The organism is Bartonella sp. AA74HLJMH (assembly GCF_042197045.1).
GTDB lineage: Bacteria > Pseudomonadota > Alphaproteobacteria > Rhizobiales > Rhizobiaceae > Bartonella.
In genome coordinates this window covers 98,181-118,241 of record NZ_JBHIRJ010000001.1, presented here as the reverse complement: position 1 = coordinate 118,241, position 20,061 = coordinate 98,181, and the positions used below count along the sequence as shown (strand labels likewise).

The window sequence follows — 20,061 nt, the reverse complement described above, 5'->3', positions numbered from 1 at the left end:
ATATAGCACCTCATTGAGATCATAAGTCTGTTAACCATTGCACGTACTTAAAAAAAAGCAAAAAACAGGGGTGCAAACTCATAAAAATTAAACCCTGCTTATCTATCTCAACTCCGATATCCCACTCCCAACCTCAGCAGCTCATCCTGATAAATTATTATATTTGTCAAAAAAGAAATATTAAAATTCGCGGAATCTATGGAACACAAGACTTTATTGAAAATGACAAATGCGTCCTTGTTGAGTTACAAAGGCTTATATTTACTCAATCCAAATCTCATAAACTTGTTGAAGGCTTATTTACTTTGCTGCTTAAATAGTATTTTAACAGCATCAATTGGTACAACCTCCCTAAGATTAAAAAAAACAAAAAGAATACACTCTTATGAAGATGTGCATTTTATAAAAAATATTTCATACCAAGTAATTTACAGACAATATATTGATTTATAATCATAATTTATCATGATTCAAATTAAGCAAAAAAACCGAATATTGTAAGATTCTCTCATTTCAAACCTAGATATGCTGAATTAAATAAATAAAGAAATAAAAATGCCTTTTAATGAATCATCTCAAAAGGCAAAAATTGTAGCAACATTAGGAGCGAGAAAAGTGTATGGCAATGCCATCTTTCTTCTTTATAAACGTCAAAAATTCTGATGCCCTAAGAATTTTATATTATGGGGGCTTTATCATCATATCTATCATTGCAAAATAGGCTTGAGTACCTTGAGAACGGTTTCTTTAAAAAAGCACATAAATATGAAACATATAATCATGTTAAACAAGCGACAGCGATACCAATAGTTGCTTAAAATTTTCCGAAAGCACTTAATAGCCTTTTTAAATAAGCAATGAAATCAGATCTTTTCAAAAGTAATCCACTTTCTAAAAATAAAAGCGGCTTTTCAGTTTGGAAAGAAGAAAGTGTTGAAAATATTATCTAATGCTGATCTTTCGGCACTCATAAATATGTCTAAATTATATTCTTCTATACACTGCCTTGCATCATAGTAATATGCTGTTCACATTGGCGATAAAAAGATAATATCATTTATCTCTATCCAATTCGAGCTCTACTTTACACTATGAGAAAATTGTACATTTTTTAGTATCTATAACATATTATTATCTATAAGATAAATGTATATATTTAATAGTAAATTAAGCAGTATTATTCTGCTATAACGATGCAATTAAATAACCATTGAATAATATATATAGAACACACATTCTATAATAATGACTATCTATAATAAATACTATAAATAATAAAATTTTATCGTGTCCATTCATATTTTAATTGTTAATAATATTTTTATAACCACATCATAATTTTCATGTTTTCTATTATACTATCAATAATAAATAAATTTTTATATATTTAATATGTAAAAATTTTGATCAATTTTATTATCTATAAATGTATTTAAAAAAATATATTAATATCATTTATAAAAATTATACGACAACCATATGTTATTTTATATATAACACATAATAAAATATTGTATAAAGTTTTTAAAAAATATAATTTGTAATTATTACCGTTACTTTTTTACAATAACGTTTATAAAAATTATAGTTATATTTTTATATGTATTTTTATTATTGACTAAAAATACATATTGAACTATATTACTTGTGTATAGTGTGAGATACATAAACATTATGTATATTTCTTACATATATAACTTAAAAATATTTGAGGTAAAGTTATGGTAAAAATATTTAAAAATTATATTTTAAGCATTTTTATAGCGAGCACTTTTTTTATTTCACAAACTGTAAATGTTAATGCAAACTATTTGAAAAACGATAATCCAAAAGAGGAATTTTCTGTTTTCCCAATGGAACAAGTAAAATATGCGAAATCCGATGTAGTTTCTACGACTGCTTTCTATGCTCCGTCTGTAAATTATCAAACAGAACATGGAACAATAGGTGAAGGAAAATTTGAAAAGGTCGTTGAGCCTATGACTATAGGAATGGGGCTATTGTTTACTGGACATGTAATGAGCTTTATAGGATCGATAATAAGTTGGATAAAGGACATAGTATTGATGTTCAAATAATTCAACCTCGTCTAGAACTCTATAATAATAGCTTTATTATGTGGCTATAATTCATTGTAAATAATTACATAATGAAGCTCATTATGCTACAAAATATAAATGTTGTAGATTACATCCAAATATCCAAAGTATAAATTAAGTATAAATTTACTCATATATATTGAATAGTATAAATCTTTGAGGTAAATTATGATTAAATTATTTAAAAATCATATATTAAGTATTTTCATTATATCTGCCTTTTCTCTTTCTCAGGTTGTAAATGTGCATGCAAACTCTTTACAAAATAGTACTCATCGTGAGAATATTTTTGTTTCTGCAATAGAACAGAAAAGAAAGGATGCAGTCCATACCGTTTCTCTCTATAGACCTAGTCTAAATCATGGAGTGGGTAATGAAGCTACTATTGAAGGAAAATTTGAAAAGGTTGTTGAACCTCTTACACTCGGGGCTTTTGGTATGGGGATGGCACTTGGATATGCATCAAGTACGATAGGCATGTTTTTAGGATGGATAATAAGTAAAATAATATTGTATTTTAAATCTCGTTAAAATTGAAATTTCATCAGAATAAGACCTTCTCATATGAAATATAAACTATGAACATATTCCGTGTTTATCCATTGTTGATGACAAAAACTAATGAATTATCACACTAAGAGTGAAAAAAGCTTTAAATGCTTCTGTTTCTCTCAATGTGCACTAATTCTGCCGATGCATCTATTCAATTCAGATTAAAATAAAAGTATTGGTGGTAAACTATGATTAAAGTATTGAAAACTTACGTATTAAATATTTTTATAGCAGTTGCTTTTCTGCTTTCACAAGTTATAAATGTTCATGCCAATCATTTGAAAAATGATACTCAATGGGAAACTGTCTCTTTAATAGAACAAGGAAAGAAAAAAGCTATCGATATAGCTGCTCTTTATGTCCCAAGTTTCACTCATAAAGCAAAAAGTGAATCTGCCTTTGAAGGAAAATTTGAGAAAGTGTTTGAACCAATTACGCTAGGAGTTTTTTCTACAGTAGGAGCTTTGGGTTTTGGATTCTTGACTGGATCTGTTATGGCCATATTTAGCGGGATAATCGGATGGGCAATAGGAAAAATTAAAGGCAAATAATTCAAAGATACTTAGTTATTTTTTTCTATTTAAAATGAAAATACTTTACAGCCTGCTTCCCATCATTTAGCAGGCTGTTGTATGTTTTCTATGGATAAACTTTAGGTTACCATACTGTATAGCACAAATATAATATCTATTATTATACAAAGTGATAAATTAAGCTAAAAAAGATTATTCAAAGTATAGATTTGCGCACGAAGTGCCATAAAATTACCTTATAAATCTTCCAATGTGAGTCCTGAGATGTATCATTTTAACATTCAGTTTAGCAGATTTAATTGTTACAAAGTATTAAGAGCATAAAATAACTATAAATGATTGAGTTTTATACAAAAGTTCTTCAGTAAATACCATTCTATCTATTTAATTTTATTATTTAAGAAGGTGTACAAGTGAAGATACGTTGTAAAATTTAAGTGAATGAATGATAGAGAGAAAATTTTTGACTGTAACAGATTTTCTGTGAACATTTGGTGTTTATATCTCAAAAATAAAAATGCTTAAGGCTATTTCCTTTCATTATTGAATTAAAAAGAAGAAAAGAAGCTCTATCCATTTAATAATTTAAATATTATGAAAAACGTGAAATAAATAACTTCACCAATTTGCCAGAAATAAAAAAAGGATAAGACTTATGGAATATATCAGCACGAGAGGTGAAGCTCCTGCTTTAAGCTTTACGGAAACAATCATGACAGGGTTGGCAAGTGATGGGGGACTTTATTTGCCAGATAAATTTCCTCAGCTATCATTTGATGCGTTACGAGCACTTCGTGGTCAGTCCTATACAACAATTGCTAAAACTATTCTGTGGCCCTTTGTGAATAACGAAATCGAATATACAGCTTTTGAAAATATGATCGCTGAATCTTATGCAACCTTTCACCATCCAGCAATCTGTCCGTTACGACAAACTGGAGCAGATGAATTTATCCTTGAACTCTTTCATGGTCCTACTTTAGCTTTTAAAGATGTAGCAATGCAGTTTCTTTCTCGACTGATGGATTATGTTTTGACTGAAAAAAATAGATGTGCAACGATTATTGCTGCAACATCAGGTGATACAGGAGGAGCTGCAATACAGGCTTTTGCTGGAAAAGAACACTCAGATATTTTTATTTTATTTCCTAAAGGACGTGTATCGCCTGTTCAACAACGGCAAATGACAACCAATCATTGTTCCAATGTTCATGCCATTGCCATTGAAGGAAATTTTGATGATTGCCAAGCTCTTGTCAAAGCAATGTTTAATGACCACAATTTTCGTAAAAAAAGAGCACTTTCAGGTGTTAATTCTATAAATTGGGCGCGTATCATGGCGCAAATTGTTTACTATTTTTCATCTGCACTTTCTTTAGGAGCACCTGATAGAGCTGTTTCATTTACTGTTCCTACTGGAAATTTTGGTGATATTTTTGCAGGTTATGTCGCAGCCCGTATGGGATTACCCATTGCTCAACTGGTCATCGCAACGAATGATAACGACATCCTTGTACGTACATTGACCAGTGGTACTTACAAAACACAACCAATAGTCCATACAACATCACCTTCTATGGATATTCAGGTCTCTTCTAATTTTGAACGTTTGCTCTTTGAAAGTGGCAATCGTGATCCAATGTGGATTCGCAATGCAATGGAAAACTTGAAAAAAACGGGTCTCTTTACTCTTGATGAAAAGCAACTCAAAAATATTCGTTCCCTATTTTCCGCTGGAAAAAGCAACATGGCTGCAACAGCTCAAACAATTGATAGTGTCTATAAGGAAAGTGGCTATCTTGTTGATCCACATACAGCGGTCGCTCTTCAAGTAGCGCGTGAAAACAAAAAACCGCATATTCCAATGATCGTTCTTGCCACGGCTCATCCAGCTAAATTTCCTGATACTATTAAAAGCGCTTGTGGCCTTCATGCTCCATGGCCATCTCATCTCAATGATGTAATGAAACACGAAGAACATTTTATAAATCTTGCTAATGATGAAAAAATAGTAAAAGATTATATTTCTTTAAAATCGCGTGCATCTTATTAAAGTTAGCTGCATTAATTTAAATCAAGAATATTCTGATACCCTTACAATGAGGTATTTAGCTTATTTAATGGAGTTGTAAATACATGGATGTAGATATATGTCGCCTTAGTAATGGTTTGACTATCGCCACACATACAATGCAACAAATTGATAGTGTTGCCCTCGGAATATGGGTTAAAGTGGGCTCACGCAATGAAACCTCCACACAGCATGGTATTGCTCATCTTCTTGAGCATATGGCTTTTAAAGGAACCGAAAACCGTACTGCTTTTCAAATTGCAACCGATATTGAAGATGTTGGCGGTGAAATCAATGCTACAACCAGTATTGAAACAACAGCTTACTTTGCACGTGTTCTTAAAAGCGATATCCCACTTGCTATAGATATTTTAGCCGATATTTTAATGCATTCAAAATTTGACGACGATGAACTAGAACGAGAAAAACAAGTAATCTTTCAGGAAATTGGTGCTGCCCATGACACTCCTGATGATATTGTTTTTGATCACTTTACAGAAACAGCCTTTCGTCATCAATCCCTTGGACGCTCTATTTTAGGAACAGCTAAAACTATTCAATCATTTACATCTACTGATCTCCATGATTTCATCAATAAACAATATAGTGCAGATCGTATGATTGTCGTTGCTGCAGGAGCTGTAAAGCACGAAAGTTTCTTGCGAGAAGTTGAAAGTCGTCTTGGTACTTTTCGCTCCCATTCAACCGCACCTCTTACTAATCTTGCAAATTATGTCGGTGGCGACTTTCGTGAATATCGCGATTTAATGGATACACAAGTTGTTCTAGGGTTTGAAGGACGTGCTTATCACGCGCGTGATTTTTATGCAGCCCAAATTCTTTCTATCATTCTTGGTGGTGGTATGTCTTCACGTCTTTTTCAAGAGGTAAGAGAGAAACGTGGATTATGCTATTCTATTTATGCTTTTCATTGGGGATTTTCAGATACTGGGCTTTTTGGTGTTCACGCAGCTACCGGACAAGAAGGGCTCAAAGAACTTATTCCTGTGATTCTTGATGAACTTTCCAAGGTCAGCAAAAATATTCACGCCAACGAACTGCAACGAGCACAAACGCAATATCGTGCAAATCTGACAATGTCACAGGAAAATCCCTCTAGTCAAGCACATCTCATTGCTCGCCAAATACTCCTTTATGGTCGACCAATTCCAATATCGGAAACAATTGAACGCCTCAATCTCATCACTCCTAAAAGATTAACTGATTTAGCACATCGTCTTTTTACAAACTCCACTCCAACACTAACTGCTGTCGGACCTGTAGGACCCCTCATAAATTTTGATGATTTAACGTCAACTCTTTCATACAAGCTAAAGTAAAAACTTCTTTTCAAAGCAGCATCACAATAACATCACATATTTTATCATAAAATTTACCACAAAAGCTCTCCTCATTAAATAAGTTTTGGAAATATTGGGCAAATAGGCGCACAAAACTACCCAATTCATACTTCATGTGATAAAGATTCTAATAAGTGAAGGTATATCCGTGAAATCTGGAAATTCATGGTTTAACTTTGCCCTTTTAAAATATAAAACTTCATTCGCTTCAGGTTCCATTGAAGCAAATGGGTGTGTGGTCTATTTGTATATAAAATCACATAACTTAAGAAAAAGTGATAACAATTTATTATGTAAATAAATTATAAAAGGTGGACGTTTTTTCTCAAAAGTCGAAATGAAAATTAAACATCCTAAAATATTGAGAGTGGGACATTGTGAAGAGTTTGCGTAAAATAATTGACATCATTTTCATTGTAGTCGTTAGTTCTTTTGTCCATCTTACATCAGCACAAGCAATTGAACCAGTTAAAATTTCTTCTCAAGATGCTGCTCTTGATCTCTCAAAAGCAATTGAAATTCACCATACAAACAACTCTATTTTTCAAACAAGTACAGCACCAGGACCAGATGGTATTGTATGGCGTATTGAAGTGCAGGCAAAAAATGAAAAATTTTCCGGAAATTGGGCAGTTTTTTCTCTTGCAAATCCAACAGATGAACAAGTTGATCGTCTCATCGTTGCCCCCCATTACCGCATGGCACGTTCTGGATTTTTTTGGCCAGACCTTGGATCATCAAGGATTCAATCCATAACGCCAAGCGAAGGTTTTTCCCTCGATCGTCAACTTAGTGCAAACTCTGATATCTTTCGTATTACCCTTAACCCTGGTGCTGTTATTACATTTGTGGCCGAACTTAACTCTGCAAATCTACCGCAAATCTATTTATGGCAACCTGAAGCTTATAAAGATGCAATTAATTCTTATACGCTTTATCATGGTATTCTTCTTGGGATATCAGGTCTCTTAGCGCTTTTGTTAACTGTTCTCTTCGTCGTCCGTGGAACAGGGCTGTTTCCTGCAACAGCGGCAGTTGCTTGGGCAGTGCTTTTTTATATTGGTATTGACTTCAACTTTTTAAATAAATTCTTTGCAGTTACACTCACAACCCAACCAATCTGGCGTGCTGGTACAGAAGTAGCACTTACTGCTACACTCTTCATTTTTCTTTTTACCTATCTCAGCCTTAACCGCTGGCATTATCATTTTAGTTACGGTGCTATCGCTTGGACCATTGCGTTTTGCAGTCTAGGAGCCTTTGCTATTTATGATCCCATCAGAGCAGCTGGAATTGCGCGTTTGTCTTTTGGCCTTACCGCTGTGCTTGGTATAATATTAATCATCTATTTCTCAATCAGAAGCTATGACCGCGCCATTATGCTTATTCCAACATGGTTGCTCATTAGCTTTTGGTGTGTTGGAGCCTATGCCTGCATAGCTGGACATTTAAACAATGATATTATCCAGCCAGCATTAGCGGGAGGATTAGTGCTCATTGTTCTTCTCATAAGCTTTACTGTCCTGCAACAAACTTTTTCTAATGACGCTTTCCATGAAGGAATATTTTCCGACCTTGAACAACAAGTACTCGCAGCAAAGGGAGCTGGAAATATTATTTGGGATTGGAATATTGAGCGTGATCGTATTGTTGTACATCCAAACATGGCAACCCTTTTTGGTACTGAAATTCATAACCTCAATGGACCTATGCGCAACTGGATTTCAGCCTTGCACCATGATGATCGTGAACGCTTTCAAGCCGTATTGGATATCATTCTTAAAAATAAAAAAGGGCGCATTGATCAAATTTTTCGGCTTTCTTCCGGTGGTGGTTATTATCATTGGTTTTCTCTTCGTGCACGTCCGGCTATGCAAAAAGATGGAAAAATCACACGTGTCATTGGAACCATTGTCAATATTACTAACCATAAAAAATCCGAAGAACGCTTATTGCATGATGCAATCCACGACAGTTTAACTGGACTTCCTAACCAACAAATTTTCTTTGATAGACTACAAAATTATACCTCTTTAGCGAAAGCAAATATCAAAATTAGACCAACTGTCTTTATGATTGATTTTGACAATTTTCGCCAAATTAATCGCAAATTAGGCATAGCAGTTGGGGATACTGTACTGCTTATAATCGCACGTCGTTTAAATCGTCTCATTAACTTTCAAGACACCTTATCGCGTCTTTCAGCAGACCGCTTTGCAATTATTTTACTCAGTGAAACCGAACCACAAAAAATTGCAGCATTTGCAGATCATTTGCACAAAACAATTTCAGCACCTATTTCACTTTCAGAAAATAAAATAATCCTTTCAACCTCTATCGGATTGGTTACATGGAGTGAAAGCCGATCGACGGCTAAAGATATTTTTAATGATAGTGAGTTAGCGATGATTCGCGCAAAACAAATGGGTGGGAACCATATTGAACCTTTTCGTCCTAATTTTCGCACTTTGGGTCTCGAACATAATACTCTGGAGAAAGATGTTCATTATGCCATAAAACGTAATGAGATGAAAATCCTCTACCATCCTATTCTTAATTTATCAGACGGACATATTATTGGTTTTGAAACAATTGTAGAATGGCATCATCCCACTTATGGAAATTTAAATGTCTCTGATTTCATAAAAATCGTAGAAAATGAACAAATTGTTATGGATTTGTCACAATTTATCATCGATAATGCCATTATTGATCTTATAAATGTACAAGAAAAGTTTTCCCAACAATCTTTCTTTATTTCAATTAATTTACCAAGCGCAGAAATGATTCATCCTCGTTTTATCAGTCAATTGCGTGCCGCTTTGCTTCGCCATCCGCTCCACAAAGGGCGTCTGATGATTGAAATATCTGAATTTGTCTTAAGAAATAATCCTGAACAATCAGCGCACTTTCTTGAACAAATTAAAACACTTGGAATGAATCTCGCACTCGATAATTTTGGAACAGGTTATTCGTCTCTGACCTATCTCGTACGTTATCCATTTGATATGGTTAAACTTGATCGTTCACTTATCTCAATCGACTCTCTTAAGAAGAAAATTGTTCTAAAGTCTATCATTAATATGGCAACAGATCTTAATTTGCAAATTATCGCAGAAGGTGTTGAAAATGAAAAAGAAGCAATCTTCCTCCGTCAAGAAGGCTGTAAATATGTTCAAAGTACACTTGTGACGAAACCGATTGCCATAGAAGAATTAATTACGCTCGTTCAGAGCCATTTCCCTTATAAAATAAAAACATAAGGGATAAAATAACGTGTAAAGTTAAAAAGCTTAGAAAAAACTCTACGCGTGTCCCATTTCAGAAGCAAGATAAGTTGGATCGATACCCATGCGTGTTAAACTTTTATCATACTTGCAGCTTAAATCGCTTTCAAAAAGAAAACTAGGTGATGTAGAACTGATTAGCCAACCATTTGCAGAAATTTCTGCCTCAAGTTGCCCCGCTTTCCATCCAGCATAGCCTAATGCAACCAGTGCATGTTGCGGACCTTGTTCGCAACTGATCGCTTTTAATATATCAATTGTCGCAGTAAAACAGATCTTATCCGCAATAAAAACAGTTTCTTCACAAGCATAATCATCTGAATGAAGGACAAAACCACGCGAAGGATCAACAGGACCACCATAGCGAACTGGAAACTGTTTTATTGGTTCAGAAAGACTTTTTTTTTGGCCACTGTCTATGATTCCTAAGTGAAGCAAAAGCTCTGGAAAATCAATGTGATGCAATTGATTGAGAATGATGCCCATCGCACCGGCATCAGAATGCGCACAAATATAAATAACAGAACGAATAAAGCGTTTGTCATTCATCCCAGGCATTGCTATGAGTAATTGTCCACCTAAAAAGCCATTACACCGCTTCATTAATCTGTTATTCTCCATAATTGACATGATAAAAGTTTGTTCATTTAGCACACTAGGAAAATAAAACTCCAATGAAAAAAAGTTATATATTTACAAATTTACAAAATATCGCAACTTTCTTTTATAAAAAGCTTTTAGTTACTTTAAGCTTAACATTCATAGTTTTAGAATTACTTAACATTCCTGTAAATGCTCAAACAGAACAAAAACTCCAGCTTTTCGCAACATCTTGGTATGAATCAGATGGTGGTCGTATCCGATTAGCGATCACTGAACCTTCTCTTTCTGGAATAAGAGAAGGCATTATTGAAATTGAGCTTAAACCAGGATGGAAAACTTACTGGCGTAATCCAGGTAATTCTGGCATGGCACCATTTTTTAATTTCAACCAACAGATTTCTTATGAAATCTTTTATCCTACTCCACAGCTTTTTGAAACAGAAAATGATTGGTCATTAGGTTATAAAGATAAAGTAATATTGCCCTTCAATCTTTCTGGTTCAAGCAAAAATTTAAGTGGTGCTTTCACTCTTGGATTATGTCACAAAATCTGTCTTCCATTTACTGTTAACTTTGATTTTTCGCCATCTGCTCTTAAAAATAAACAGCTTCCTGCTTCCTTCTTAAAAAAGGCGCAAAATTCTTTGCCCCGCATGACGCAGAATGCACTAAAAATAAGTGCTGAAAAAAATAATAGTACCCTTCTTATAAAAATACAAAATAACAACAAAACCACTCCTTCCTCTCTCTTTTTAGATGGAGGAGAAATGCAAATTGGAGCAGCAAGAAAAGTCAGTGATAACGCAGAATATACACTCTTCAGTGCTCCACTCTATTTCACACCAGAAGAAATAAACCAAAAAATTTTTTATACAGTTGCTTTTAAAGATCACGCCTTAAGTGGAACATTCATATTCCATACGCAGCCAACCCCTCTTGCGTCTCCGTGATAAAAGAAAAAGCTCTCAAAAAGCAATTATGCTGGAAAACGTCCATTTTCACGATATTGAGTAATTGCTTTGCGAGCAAGGGCATCTGCGCGTTCATTTTCTGGATGTCCCGCATGCCCTTTTACCCAGTGCCATCTAACTGTATGACAAGAACTAGCATCCTCAAGAGCTTGCCATAGCTCCATATTTTTAACAGGATTTTTTGATGCAGTGCGCCAATTATTCTTTTTCCAATCTTCAATCCACTTAGATATACCGTTACGTACATAAACTGAGTCTGTATAAAGATCGACCAAACAGGGCTCTTTAAGCGCCTTTAATGCACAAATTGCCGCCATGAGTTCCATTTGATTGTTTGTCGTATGGACCTTACCGCCATAAAGCTCCCGTTCATGACCATTCCAGCGTAAAATTGCTCCCCATCCTCCAACTCCAGGATTCCCTGAGCAAGCACCATCTGTATAAATTTCAACGACTTTTTGTTGAGTTGCCATAAAATTTAAAAACCTAATTCACTTAGCGAATTTACATTACTGAAAAAACAAAGCTTGTGCCAATACTCCCATGGATCTTTCTTAATAACAAAGCTATTAGGCGGTGTATTAAACCAATCATATAGACGTGTGAGTAAGAAACGTAGAGATGCACCACGAGCTAATAAGACCATCTTGTCCAATTCTAAAGGGATCAATGGTCTTATTTTTTGATAATTTTCCAATAACTTACGTGCTTTGGTAAGATTATAGGAATGATCAGGCTCAAAGCACCAAGCATTTAAACAGATCGCTAAATCATAAGCAAAAAAGTCATTACAAGCAAAATAGAAATCTATCATCCCAGAAAGACGATGATTCACAAAAAAAACGTTATCATTAAATAAATCTGCATGAATAATGCCTATTGGTAAATTAAATGGCCAATTTTCCTGTAAAAAAGCCAATTCCAACTCAATTTTTTGTCCAAATTCTTTTAACAATGCATCTTCTTTGGTTTGACAACGTTGCCACAATACCTTCCAATCCATAACAGAAAGAGTATTTTTACGACTGAGTGTAAAATCCTGTCCTGCTAAATGTAATTGTGCTAACCCCGTCCCCACTTCGCCACAATGATCTATATTGGGCTGGCGGATCCACTCTCCTTCCAGAAAAGTAATAATAGCAGCAGGACGTCCTGCTAGTTCACAGATCATCATTCCATCATTTTGAATAACAGGTTGAGGACAAGGAATTCCACGCTGTCCTAAATGCTGCATCAAGCGACAAAAAAAAGGTAAATCATCTTTTGAAATACGCTTTTCATAAAGTGTTAAAATAAATCGCCCTTGTGTTGTCTCTAACATAAAATTAGAATTTTCAATCCCCTCTTCTATACCTTGATAAGACAAAAGTGATCCTATTGCATAACGTGTTAAAAACACTTTTAAATCATTTGGGTGAATATCTGTATAAACGGCCATTATTCTGCTTTCGTTGTAGACATGTCTGTATTCTGATTTTCATTTTTTGCATTATTTGCTTGACCATTAACGAAAGCCATATCTTGAGACGTTAAAATGACGTCGCGTAATTCGCGACTCACTAAAAATTTTTCCGTTTCTACCACTGTTTCAGCTAATTCTATTGTGACATCATAACGCTCACGAAATGCTGAAATAATTTCATCAATAATAATTTCAGGAGCCGAAGCCCCTGCTGAAAGACTGACTATAGAAAGAGATTTTAGGTTTTCAAAATTAATTTCATCAGCGCGCTGAACTAAAATAGCTTGCCGCGCACCAGACTTTTCGGCAACCTCTACTAAACGTCGTGAATTAGAAGAGTTTGGTGCTCCAACAATCAAAAACAAATCACTCCCCTTTGCCGCTGCTTTAACCGCATCTTGTCGATTCGTTGTAGCATAGCAAATTGATTCAGCCGCTGGTGCTGCTAATGTAGGAAAACGTTGTTGTAATATATCGATAATTCCTGCAGTATCTTCAACAGAAAGCGTTGTTTGTGTAACAAATCCTAATTTATCTGGATCATTGGGTTGATAATGCAAAGCATCTTCTATCGTTTCAATAAGCGTCACAACCCCTTCTTCAAGCTGTCCCATTGTCCCTATCACCTCAGGATGACCAGCATGACCAATCAATATAACATGACGACCATGACGTTGATGTCGTATCGCTTGTTTATGAACTTTCGAGACCAACGGACATGTTGCGTCGAGATAAAACAAATTATAGTATCGTGCTTCTTCTGAAACAGATTTTGGTACACCATGAGCAGAAAAAACAACTGGTTGATTGCGATGTTCTTCTGGAATCTCATTAAGTTCTTCGACAAAAACAGCACCCCGTTGCTGTAATCCCTCAACTACGTAGCGGTTGTGTACAATTTCATGACGAACATATACTGGAACACCATATTTTTTTAATGCAAGCAGAACAATCTGGATAGCACGATCAACCCCTGCACAAAATCCACGTGGACCACAAAGACGTATCGTTAAAGGGGGAAGTCCAGACATAAATCATCCTTAATCTCTATAGTTTTAGCTATATATTCAAACAACCTATTATTATACATGAATAAGCAATGTAAAAAAACGTGCAATATCATCTTTTGCATAAGAACACACTCTATCGTGTTTTCTTACAGCATTTTCTTGAAGAAAAGCTCTTTTAAAATTTGCTCTTTCATTTTACGCAACTAAAGAGCGATAAAATACCAAACAAGAGATTCAATCAAAAGAATTCCAAAGATAGCTGCCAAATAAAGTAACGAAAAGAAAAACGTTTTTTTGGCCATCAAAATAGTTTCATTATGTGTATCAGCTTTCCATAAACGATAGGCAAAATAAATAAAGATAATGCTTAAAATTGTTGAAAAAATACCATAAAAAATTCCGCCAAGACCAGTAAAGCAAGGAGCAGCAGCACACAATGCCATCAAAACAGTATAAAATAAAATCTGTTTTTTTGTTGAATGTTCACCTCGTACATTAGGCATCATAGGGATACCTGCAGCCTCATAATCAAGAGATGAAAATAAAGAAAGAGCCCAAAAGTGAGGGGGGGTCCACATAAAAATGATTAAAAATAATAAAAAGCTATCAATACTCACTGTCCCTGTTGTCACGGCCCATCCAATCATTGGTGGAAAAGCCCCAGAAGCACCACCAATAACAATATTTTGTGGTGTGATACGCTTTAACCAAATTGTATAGATAACGACATAAAAGAAAATCGTAAACGCAAGAAAAAATGCCGCAAACCAATTAATGAAGCTCCCCATAACCAATACCGAGAGCATAGAAAGAACCATGCCAAAAATAAATGCCTTTTGGGAGCTAATTTTACCCATGGGAATAGGACGCTTTTTAGTCCGTTCCATCACAGCATCAATGTCAGCATCATACCACATGTTCAGTGCTCCCGCACCACCGCCACCAGCAGCAATACATAAAATTGCTAAAAAACCATACCACGGATTGATAGGAACAGGCGATACAAGCAAACCAACCAGAGCCGTAAAGACCACAAGAGACATAACACGTGGCTTTAATAATGTGATGTAATCACCAATACCGGATTTTGGTGGCGTTGATTTACCATTCACAACCGATAATTCTTCTGAAACTGACATTCCACTCAAAGCCCTTTTCCATTTCTGTCATTCACAAATCCAATATTATCTGACAAATATTATCTAGCGTATGGAAATGACCCATTAAGACCAATCGTATTTTTGAGAAAATATGAAATATCTCTTTCGCACGTATCCCCTAAAAGTAAATGGAAATATTGGCAATAAAAATACATTTTTTCAATCAACGTTCTCTCCACATTACAAATGTATCATAAAAATATATCATATGAATTAATATATTTGGGTAAATACTGATTTTGTGTTATGGTTTTTTATGGGGAATTCATTTTTTTATGTAAATCTATGCATGGTTGTGGGTGTTGAGTCGGATAGGATTTTCTGTGATACTTTATAAATTACTCAAAAAAACTTTTTTTATTGGTGCTGTTCTTTACACGCTTTATAGTAGTTTTATCAGTCATGCATTTGCACAAACACCCTATGCACAAGATGTCCCTGCTCCGCAAACCTATGGTGCATGGACAAAAGTGTGTTCTCTACCACCAGGTACACCTAACATGCAGTGTGAAGTTGTACAAAACGTTCACACACAAGGGCGTCAAGATATTACCTTGCGCGTTACATTTTATAAACTTCCTCAAAAGCAAGGTGCCTTGATGCGTGTTTTTGTTCCGATTCGCGTTGAATTACGTCCTGGCGTTGGAATTAAAATTGACGATAAAAATATGGGTAGAATGGAATATCGTCGTTGTCTTGGTGATAATTGTGTTGCTGAAGCCTTTCTTAAAGAAGACATATTGCAGCTCTTTTTAAAAGGAAAAATGGCAACCTATTTTATCTTTACAACTCCGGAACAAGGGATTGGAGGTTTTGTTGACCTTCATGGTCTTGGCGACGCCTATGCAACCTTACCGACATGAATGAAATCAATACATTTTAAACAATCAAAATCTCATCGTATATTTTGAAAGATTCTTAAAATTAGATTGATAAAAATCTTCTGAGCCCCCATAAAAATAGGATAATTCTTATGAAATCGCTGATTGATCATTTTGATATTGCTTCCTCTAAAGTGCAATCACTTATACAGGAAACACTTCATCATGCTGATGATGGTGAGCTTTACCTTGAGTATACAGAAAGCGAAGCTCTTTTATTTGATAATGGACAGCTTAAAAACGGTTCATTTCATCAAGATATGGGATTTGGACTACGCGTTGTTGCTGGAGAGGCTACTGGATATGCTCACTCTAGTGAGTTATCAGCTGCTGCACTCAAACGTGCCAGTGAAGCTGCTAAAGCTGTTACCTATAATAATCATGCAGGGACTTATAGCATAGCACCTCAACAAACAAACAAAAGACTTTATCAACCGCATAATCCCCTTGATGCTCCATCATTTGAAGAAAAAAGTGCTCTTTTGCAAAAAATTGATGCCTATTTACGTGCTAAAAATGATAAATTGCATCAGGTGACTGTTTCTCTTTCCGGCTCGCTACAACATGTTGAAATTTTACGTGCAGATGGTTATTTGGTTCGTGATATTCGTCCCCTTGTGCGACTTTCTATATCTGTGGTCGCAGCTGAAGGCAATCGTCGTGAAAATGGTTTTTATGGATGTGGAGGGAGACAAGCATTTAACCAATTTATTCATGAAGACAATTGGAAAAAAGCCGCGGATGAAGCCTTACGTATGGCTTTAACAAATTTAGAAGCAGAAGCAGCACCTGCTGGATCTTTTGATGTTGTCTTAGCTAACGGATGGCCTGGTGTTATGCTCCATGAAGCCGTAGGTCATGGTTTAGAAGGTGACTTTAACCGTAAAAAAACATCGGCTTTTGCTGGACTTTTAGGACAACAAGTTGCAGCAAAAGGTGTTACAGTTGTTGATGATGGAACAATTCCACAATGCCGTGGCTCTCTCACTGTCGATGATGAGGGGACCCCTTCAGGATATAACGTTCTCATTGAAGATGGAAAACTCGTTGGTTTTATGCAAGACAGGCTTAATGCACGGCTTATGGGAGGTAAATCAACTGGAAATGGACGGCGTGAATCTTATGCTTATGCACCAATGCCACGAATGACCAATACAATCATGCTAGGAGGAGATAAAACACCTGAAGAAATCCTTTCTTCACTTAAAAGTGGTATCTATGCTGTTTCATTTGGTGGAGGACAAGTTGATATTACTTCCGGAAAATTCGTCTTTGAATGTACTGAAGCATACCGAGTAGAAAATGGCAAAATTTGTGCACCAATCAAAGGTGCAACTCTTATTGGAAATGGACCGGATGCTATGAAACGTATCACAATGATTGGTAATGATAGTAAACTAGATAATGGTATTGGTATGTGCGGAAAAGCAGGGCAAAATGTCCCTGTTGGTGTTGGTCAACCTCATCTTCGAATCAATAATATGACAATCGGTGGAACTGCGCTTATAGAGGAATAAGCTTGCTCATTCCTTCCCAGTATTGCCTCCTTCTCGTCTATTACGACCATTTTGTGAGGGGGAGATTACAATGAATTGATTTATAAAGATAATCTAGCGTTATTCATATTGTATTAGAACCTTGAATACCGCAAGATTCTCTCATTTTAAATCTGTGTCTGTTCGATCAATCAAAATCATTCGTTTATACGTTACAGGCGGGGAGAGTTATATGGATAAAAACTGTACAAGAAAAGACTAAAGATTCCTCTTATGGGCCGTCTCAAGTACCAAGAGTTTTAAGAAACATTAGGGGATGGCAAATATAACGACGGCACAGGCTTATTCAGACACATCTTTTTCGTAAGATATTAGTCTTTTGTGTGGGTTTTTTGTGTGGGGTAACTTGTCTTTTATATTTCATAATAAAAAAGCTTAAAAGAAAAAAGCACTTTCTACATTCAGTGCTCTTAACTCAACGAGAAAAAGGTTATTATTATAGATAAATTTTGGAGAGATTTTATAATAATACTCAGGTAAACTTTTAAAAAAATCTTCATGGCATTTAAAAAATTTTAGGCTAAAGTTTCCAACCTTTCTTTTTTTTCTTTTTGCTCAAAACAGCAACAATTTCGACATGTGGTGACCATAAAAATTGATCAATCGGTATGATTTTTTCTACTGTATACCCCCCTGCAACAAGAAGAGATAAATCACGAGCAAATGTAGTAGGATTACAAGAAATTGCCACAACACGTGATACTGTAGTCTTCGCTAATTCACGTACTTGTTGCTCTGCACCAGCACGGGGAGGATCAAAAACAACACTCTCAAAACATTCAAGTTCCTTTACAGAAAGGGGATGTCGGAAAAGATCACGTTTTTCACAAGTGACCGTTTTTAAACCAGTCGCAAAACGTGCTGCTGTATTTAGATTTCTTAATGCATCTTCATTATTTTCTACTGCATGAACATTCATCTTTTTTGCCATACGCAAGGTAAATGTTCCTACCCCTGAAAACAAATCAACAGCATTCTTTGCTTTTTTTAAATGAGTCAAAATAATATTGCCCATTATATTTTCAGCTTCACAAGTTGCTTGCAGAAAACCACCAGAAGGAAATTCAACACGGACATCTCCAAAGTAAATCTCTGGTTTTTCTCGTTCAACCAAAACTTCACCGTCAACAGATAAACGTATAATCCCATATGAAAGAGCAGCACTGATCATTCTCTGACGAAGTGATTCATGCTGTATAATGCAACCGCTTAAAGCAACATCTAAACCATTTTCAACACATGTTATCGTAACATGAAACCGTTTGGCAGAGCTCTTTAGAAAAGCACAGAGCTCTCTGATATTATGCAACTGAGAAATAAGCTCTGGACGGCTTACTGGGCATTCCTCAAGAGCTACAATCTCATGAGAGAGATAACGGTTAAAACCAACTTTTTGCCCCTGTGGGGTCATGGATGCTGTTAGAGTAATCCGCCGTCGGCTATAAGGTTTACATTCTATTAAAGTCGCAACAACATTATTAAGTCCATACTTTTTAAGCGCCTCAACAACCAATTGTTGTTTCCATACGCGATAAGCATCCATATGCCAATGCTGAAGAGTACACCCTCCACATTCTCCAAAATGCTGACAAAGAGTATCAATGCGTTCTGATGATTTTTCTTTTAATGTTATATATGTTGCATATTTTCCATGAACAGTAATTTCAGCACACTCTCCTGGTAAAGTAAAAGGAACAGAAACGAAGCCGTGAGACGTCTTAGCAATACCATAACCATTTGCTCCGATATGATCGATTATGACATTGTCATTCACTCTTGTTTTTCTCCGAATAGTAAATATTCCACGTTGCCATCACCACCTGTAATAGGGGAAGAAATTAAACCTTTTGCACTCCACCCTGTTTGTGTATTTAACCAAACAAAAAGCGCCTCAGCAGTTTCCTTAGCACTTGATGGACTTAATATTCCTCCCTTACTAAAGTGTTTACGACCAACCTCAAACTGAGGCTTTACCAGTAAAACAGCTTGGGCACCCTTCTTGGCTAAAGACAACACGGGAGGCAACGCAAGTTTGAGCGAAATAAAGCTAACATCTGAAACGATAAGATCAATTTCTCGCCCACCTAAATGTTCCTGTTTAAAATCTCTGACATTCAAGCCTTCTAATAACGTTATAGCACTGTTGCCCAATAAACGTTTATCAAATTGATGATGCCCAACATCAACGGCAATGACATGATCTGCTCCACGCTCTAAGAGAACTTGCGTAAAACCACCTGTTGATGCACCAACATCAATGGCTGTCACTTTGTCCGTTATAATTGGAAATGCATCAAGTGCAGCAATCAATTTTAACGCTGCCCGAGAAACATAATTCTGCGCTGGATCACAAACGGTAATCTCTGCATCATCAAAAACGATTTGCCCAGCTTTAAAAACGATTTCTCCGTTAACTTTAACAGTTTGGCGCATAATTGCATCACGTGCGCGTGAACGTGTCGTAAAAAAGTTTTTTTCAACTAAAAAAATATCGAGTCTTTTTCTGGAAGCCATC

16 protein-coding genes are annotated in these 20,061 nt (G+C 35.6%); 9 read left to right on the top strand and 7 right to left on the bottom strand.

The genetic code is table 11. From position 1 onward, the window contains the following. Window positions 1–1,721 precede the first annotated feature (1,721 nt). The 6 genes from ACFINH_RS00475 (at window position 1,722) to ACFINH_RS00450 (ending at window position 9,879) form a co-directional block, all read left to right on the top strand. The gene (locus tag ACFINH_RS00475) at window positions 1,722–2,078 is read left to right on the top strand and encodes a hypothetical protein (RefSeq protein ID WP_375628294.1); all 357 of its coding nucleotides are present in this window, start codon (window positions 1,722–1,724) and stop codon (window positions 2,076–2,078) included. A gap of 189 nt (window positions 2,079–2,267) precedes the next feature. Next, a complete protein-coding gene (locus ACFINH_RS00470; RefSeq protein ID WP_375631599.1) occupies window positions 2,268–2,630 on the top strand; it encodes a hypothetical protein in 363 nt (120 codons plus the stop codon). 209 nt (window positions 2,631–2,839) lie between these two features. Beyond that, window positions 2,840–3,202: a hypothetical protein gene (locus ACFINH_RS00465; protein ID WP_375613017.1), complete on the top strand. Its 363-nt coding sequence runs from the start codon at window positions 2,840–2,842 to the stop codon at window positions 3,200–3,202. Between the two features lie 637 nt (window positions 3,203–3,839). Continuing rightward, entirely contained in the window at window positions 3,840–5,237 is a 1,398-nt protein-coding gene (gene thrC, locus ACFINH_RS00460; protein ID WP_375631597.1) for a threonine synthase, read from the top strand. A gap of 83 nt (window positions 5,238–5,320) precedes the next feature. Next, window positions 5,321–6,595, top strand: coding sequence for a M16 family metallopeptidase (locus tag ACFINH_RS00455; RefSeq protein WP_375611135.1), 1,275 nt, complete (start codon window positions 5,321–5,323; stop codon window positions 6,593–6,595). Window positions 6,596–6,993: 398 nt separating this feature from the next. Continuing rightward, on the top strand, window positions 6,994–9,879 hold the full coding sequence (locus tag ACFINH_RS00450; RefSeq protein ID WP_375606401.1) for an EAL domain-containing protein: 2,886 nt from the start codon (window positions 6,994–6,996) through the stop codon (window positions 9,877–9,879). A 42-nt stretch (window positions 9,880–9,921) separates the two neighbouring features. Here the strand turns inward: ACFINH_RS00450 and ACFINH_RS00445 are convergent, their stop codons facing one another. Next, on the bottom strand, window positions 9,922–10,506 hold the full coding sequence (locus tag ACFINH_RS00445; protein WP_375631595.1) for a YqgE/AlgH family protein: 585 nt from the start codon (window positions 10,504–10,506) through the stop codon (window positions 9,922–9,924). Window positions 10,507–10,577: 71 nt separating this feature from the next. Between ACFINH_RS00445 and ACFINH_RS00440 the strand changes: the two genes are divergently transcribed. After that, complete coding sequence (locus ACFINH_RS00440; RefSeq protein WP_375628302.1) at window positions 10,578–11,456, top strand: protein-disulfide reductase DsbD domain-containing protein; 879 nt, start codon at window positions 10,578–10,580, stop codon at window positions 11,454–11,456. Window positions 11,457–11,482: 26 nt separating this feature from the next. Here ACFINH_RS00440 and rnhA read toward each other — a convergent pair whose 3' ends face one another. The 4 genes from rnhA to cyoE form a co-directional block, all read right to left on the bottom strand. Then, on the bottom strand, window positions 11,483–11,950 hold the full coding sequence (gene rnhA, locus ACFINH_RS00435; protein ID WP_375611132.1) for a ribonuclease HI: 468 nt from the start codon (window positions 11,948–11,950) through the stop codon (window positions 11,483–11,485). 5 nt (window positions 11,951–11,955) lie between these two features. Continuing rightward, window positions 11,956–12,915: a homoserine kinase gene (locus ACFINH_RS00430; protein ID WP_375631592.1), complete on the bottom strand. Its 960-nt coding sequence runs from the start codon at window positions 12,913–12,915 to the stop codon at window positions 11,956–11,958. Continuing rightward, window positions 12,915–13,970, bottom strand: coding sequence for a 4-hydroxy-3-methylbut-2-enyl diphosphate reductase (gene ispH / locus ACFINH_RS00425; RefSeq protein ID WP_375611130.1), 1,056 nt, complete (start codon window positions 13,968–13,970; stop codon window positions 12,915–12,917). Before ispH ends, ACFINH_RS00430 begins: the two co-directional genes overlap by 1 nt. 182 nt (window positions 13,971–14,152) lie before the next feature. Continuing rightward, the gene (gene cyoE / locus ACFINH_RS00420; RefSeq protein WP_375613023.1) at window positions 14,153–15,088 is read right to left on the bottom strand and encodes a heme o synthase; all 936 of its coding nucleotides are present in this window, start codon (window positions 15,086–15,088) and stop codon (window positions 14,153–14,155) included. Window positions 15,089–15,432: 344 nt separating this feature from the next. On the opposite strand from cyoE, the gene ACFINH_RS00415 reads away from it, so the two are divergent. Continuing rightward, complete coding sequence (locus ACFINH_RS00415; protein WP_375611128.1) at window positions 15,433–15,972, top strand: invasion associated locus B family protein; 540 nt, start codon at window positions 15,433–15,435, stop codon at window positions 15,970–15,972. A 110-nt stretch (window positions 15,973–16,082) separates the two neighbouring features. Beyond that, window positions 16,083–17,507: a metalloprotease TldD gene (tldD, locus tag ACFINH_RS00410; protein WP_375611127.1), complete on the top strand. Its 1,425-nt coding sequence runs from the start codon at window positions 16,083–16,085 to the stop codon at window positions 17,505–17,507. Between the two features lie 559 nt (window positions 17,508–18,066). On the opposite strand, the gene ACFINH_RS00405 is transcribed toward tldD, so the two are convergent. Together ACFINH_RS00405 and ACFINH_RS00400 are read right to left on the bottom strand one after the other, a co-directional pair. Beyond that, window positions 18,067–19,320, bottom strand: a complete 1,254-nt coding sequence (locus ACFINH_RS00405; RefSeq protein WP_375631589.1) for a class I SAM-dependent RNA methyltransferase — start codon at window positions 19,318–19,320, stop codon at window positions 18,067–18,069. Further along, window positions 19,317–20,060, bottom strand: a complete 744-nt coding sequence (locus ACFINH_RS00400) for a TlyA family RNA methyltransferase (protein WP_375631587.1) — start codon at window positions 20,058–20,060, stop codon at window positions 19,317–19,319. The genes ACFINH_RS00405 and ACFINH_RS00400 overlap by 4 nt, the downstream gene beginning before the upstream one ends. Window position 20,061 lies beyond the last annotated feature (1 nt).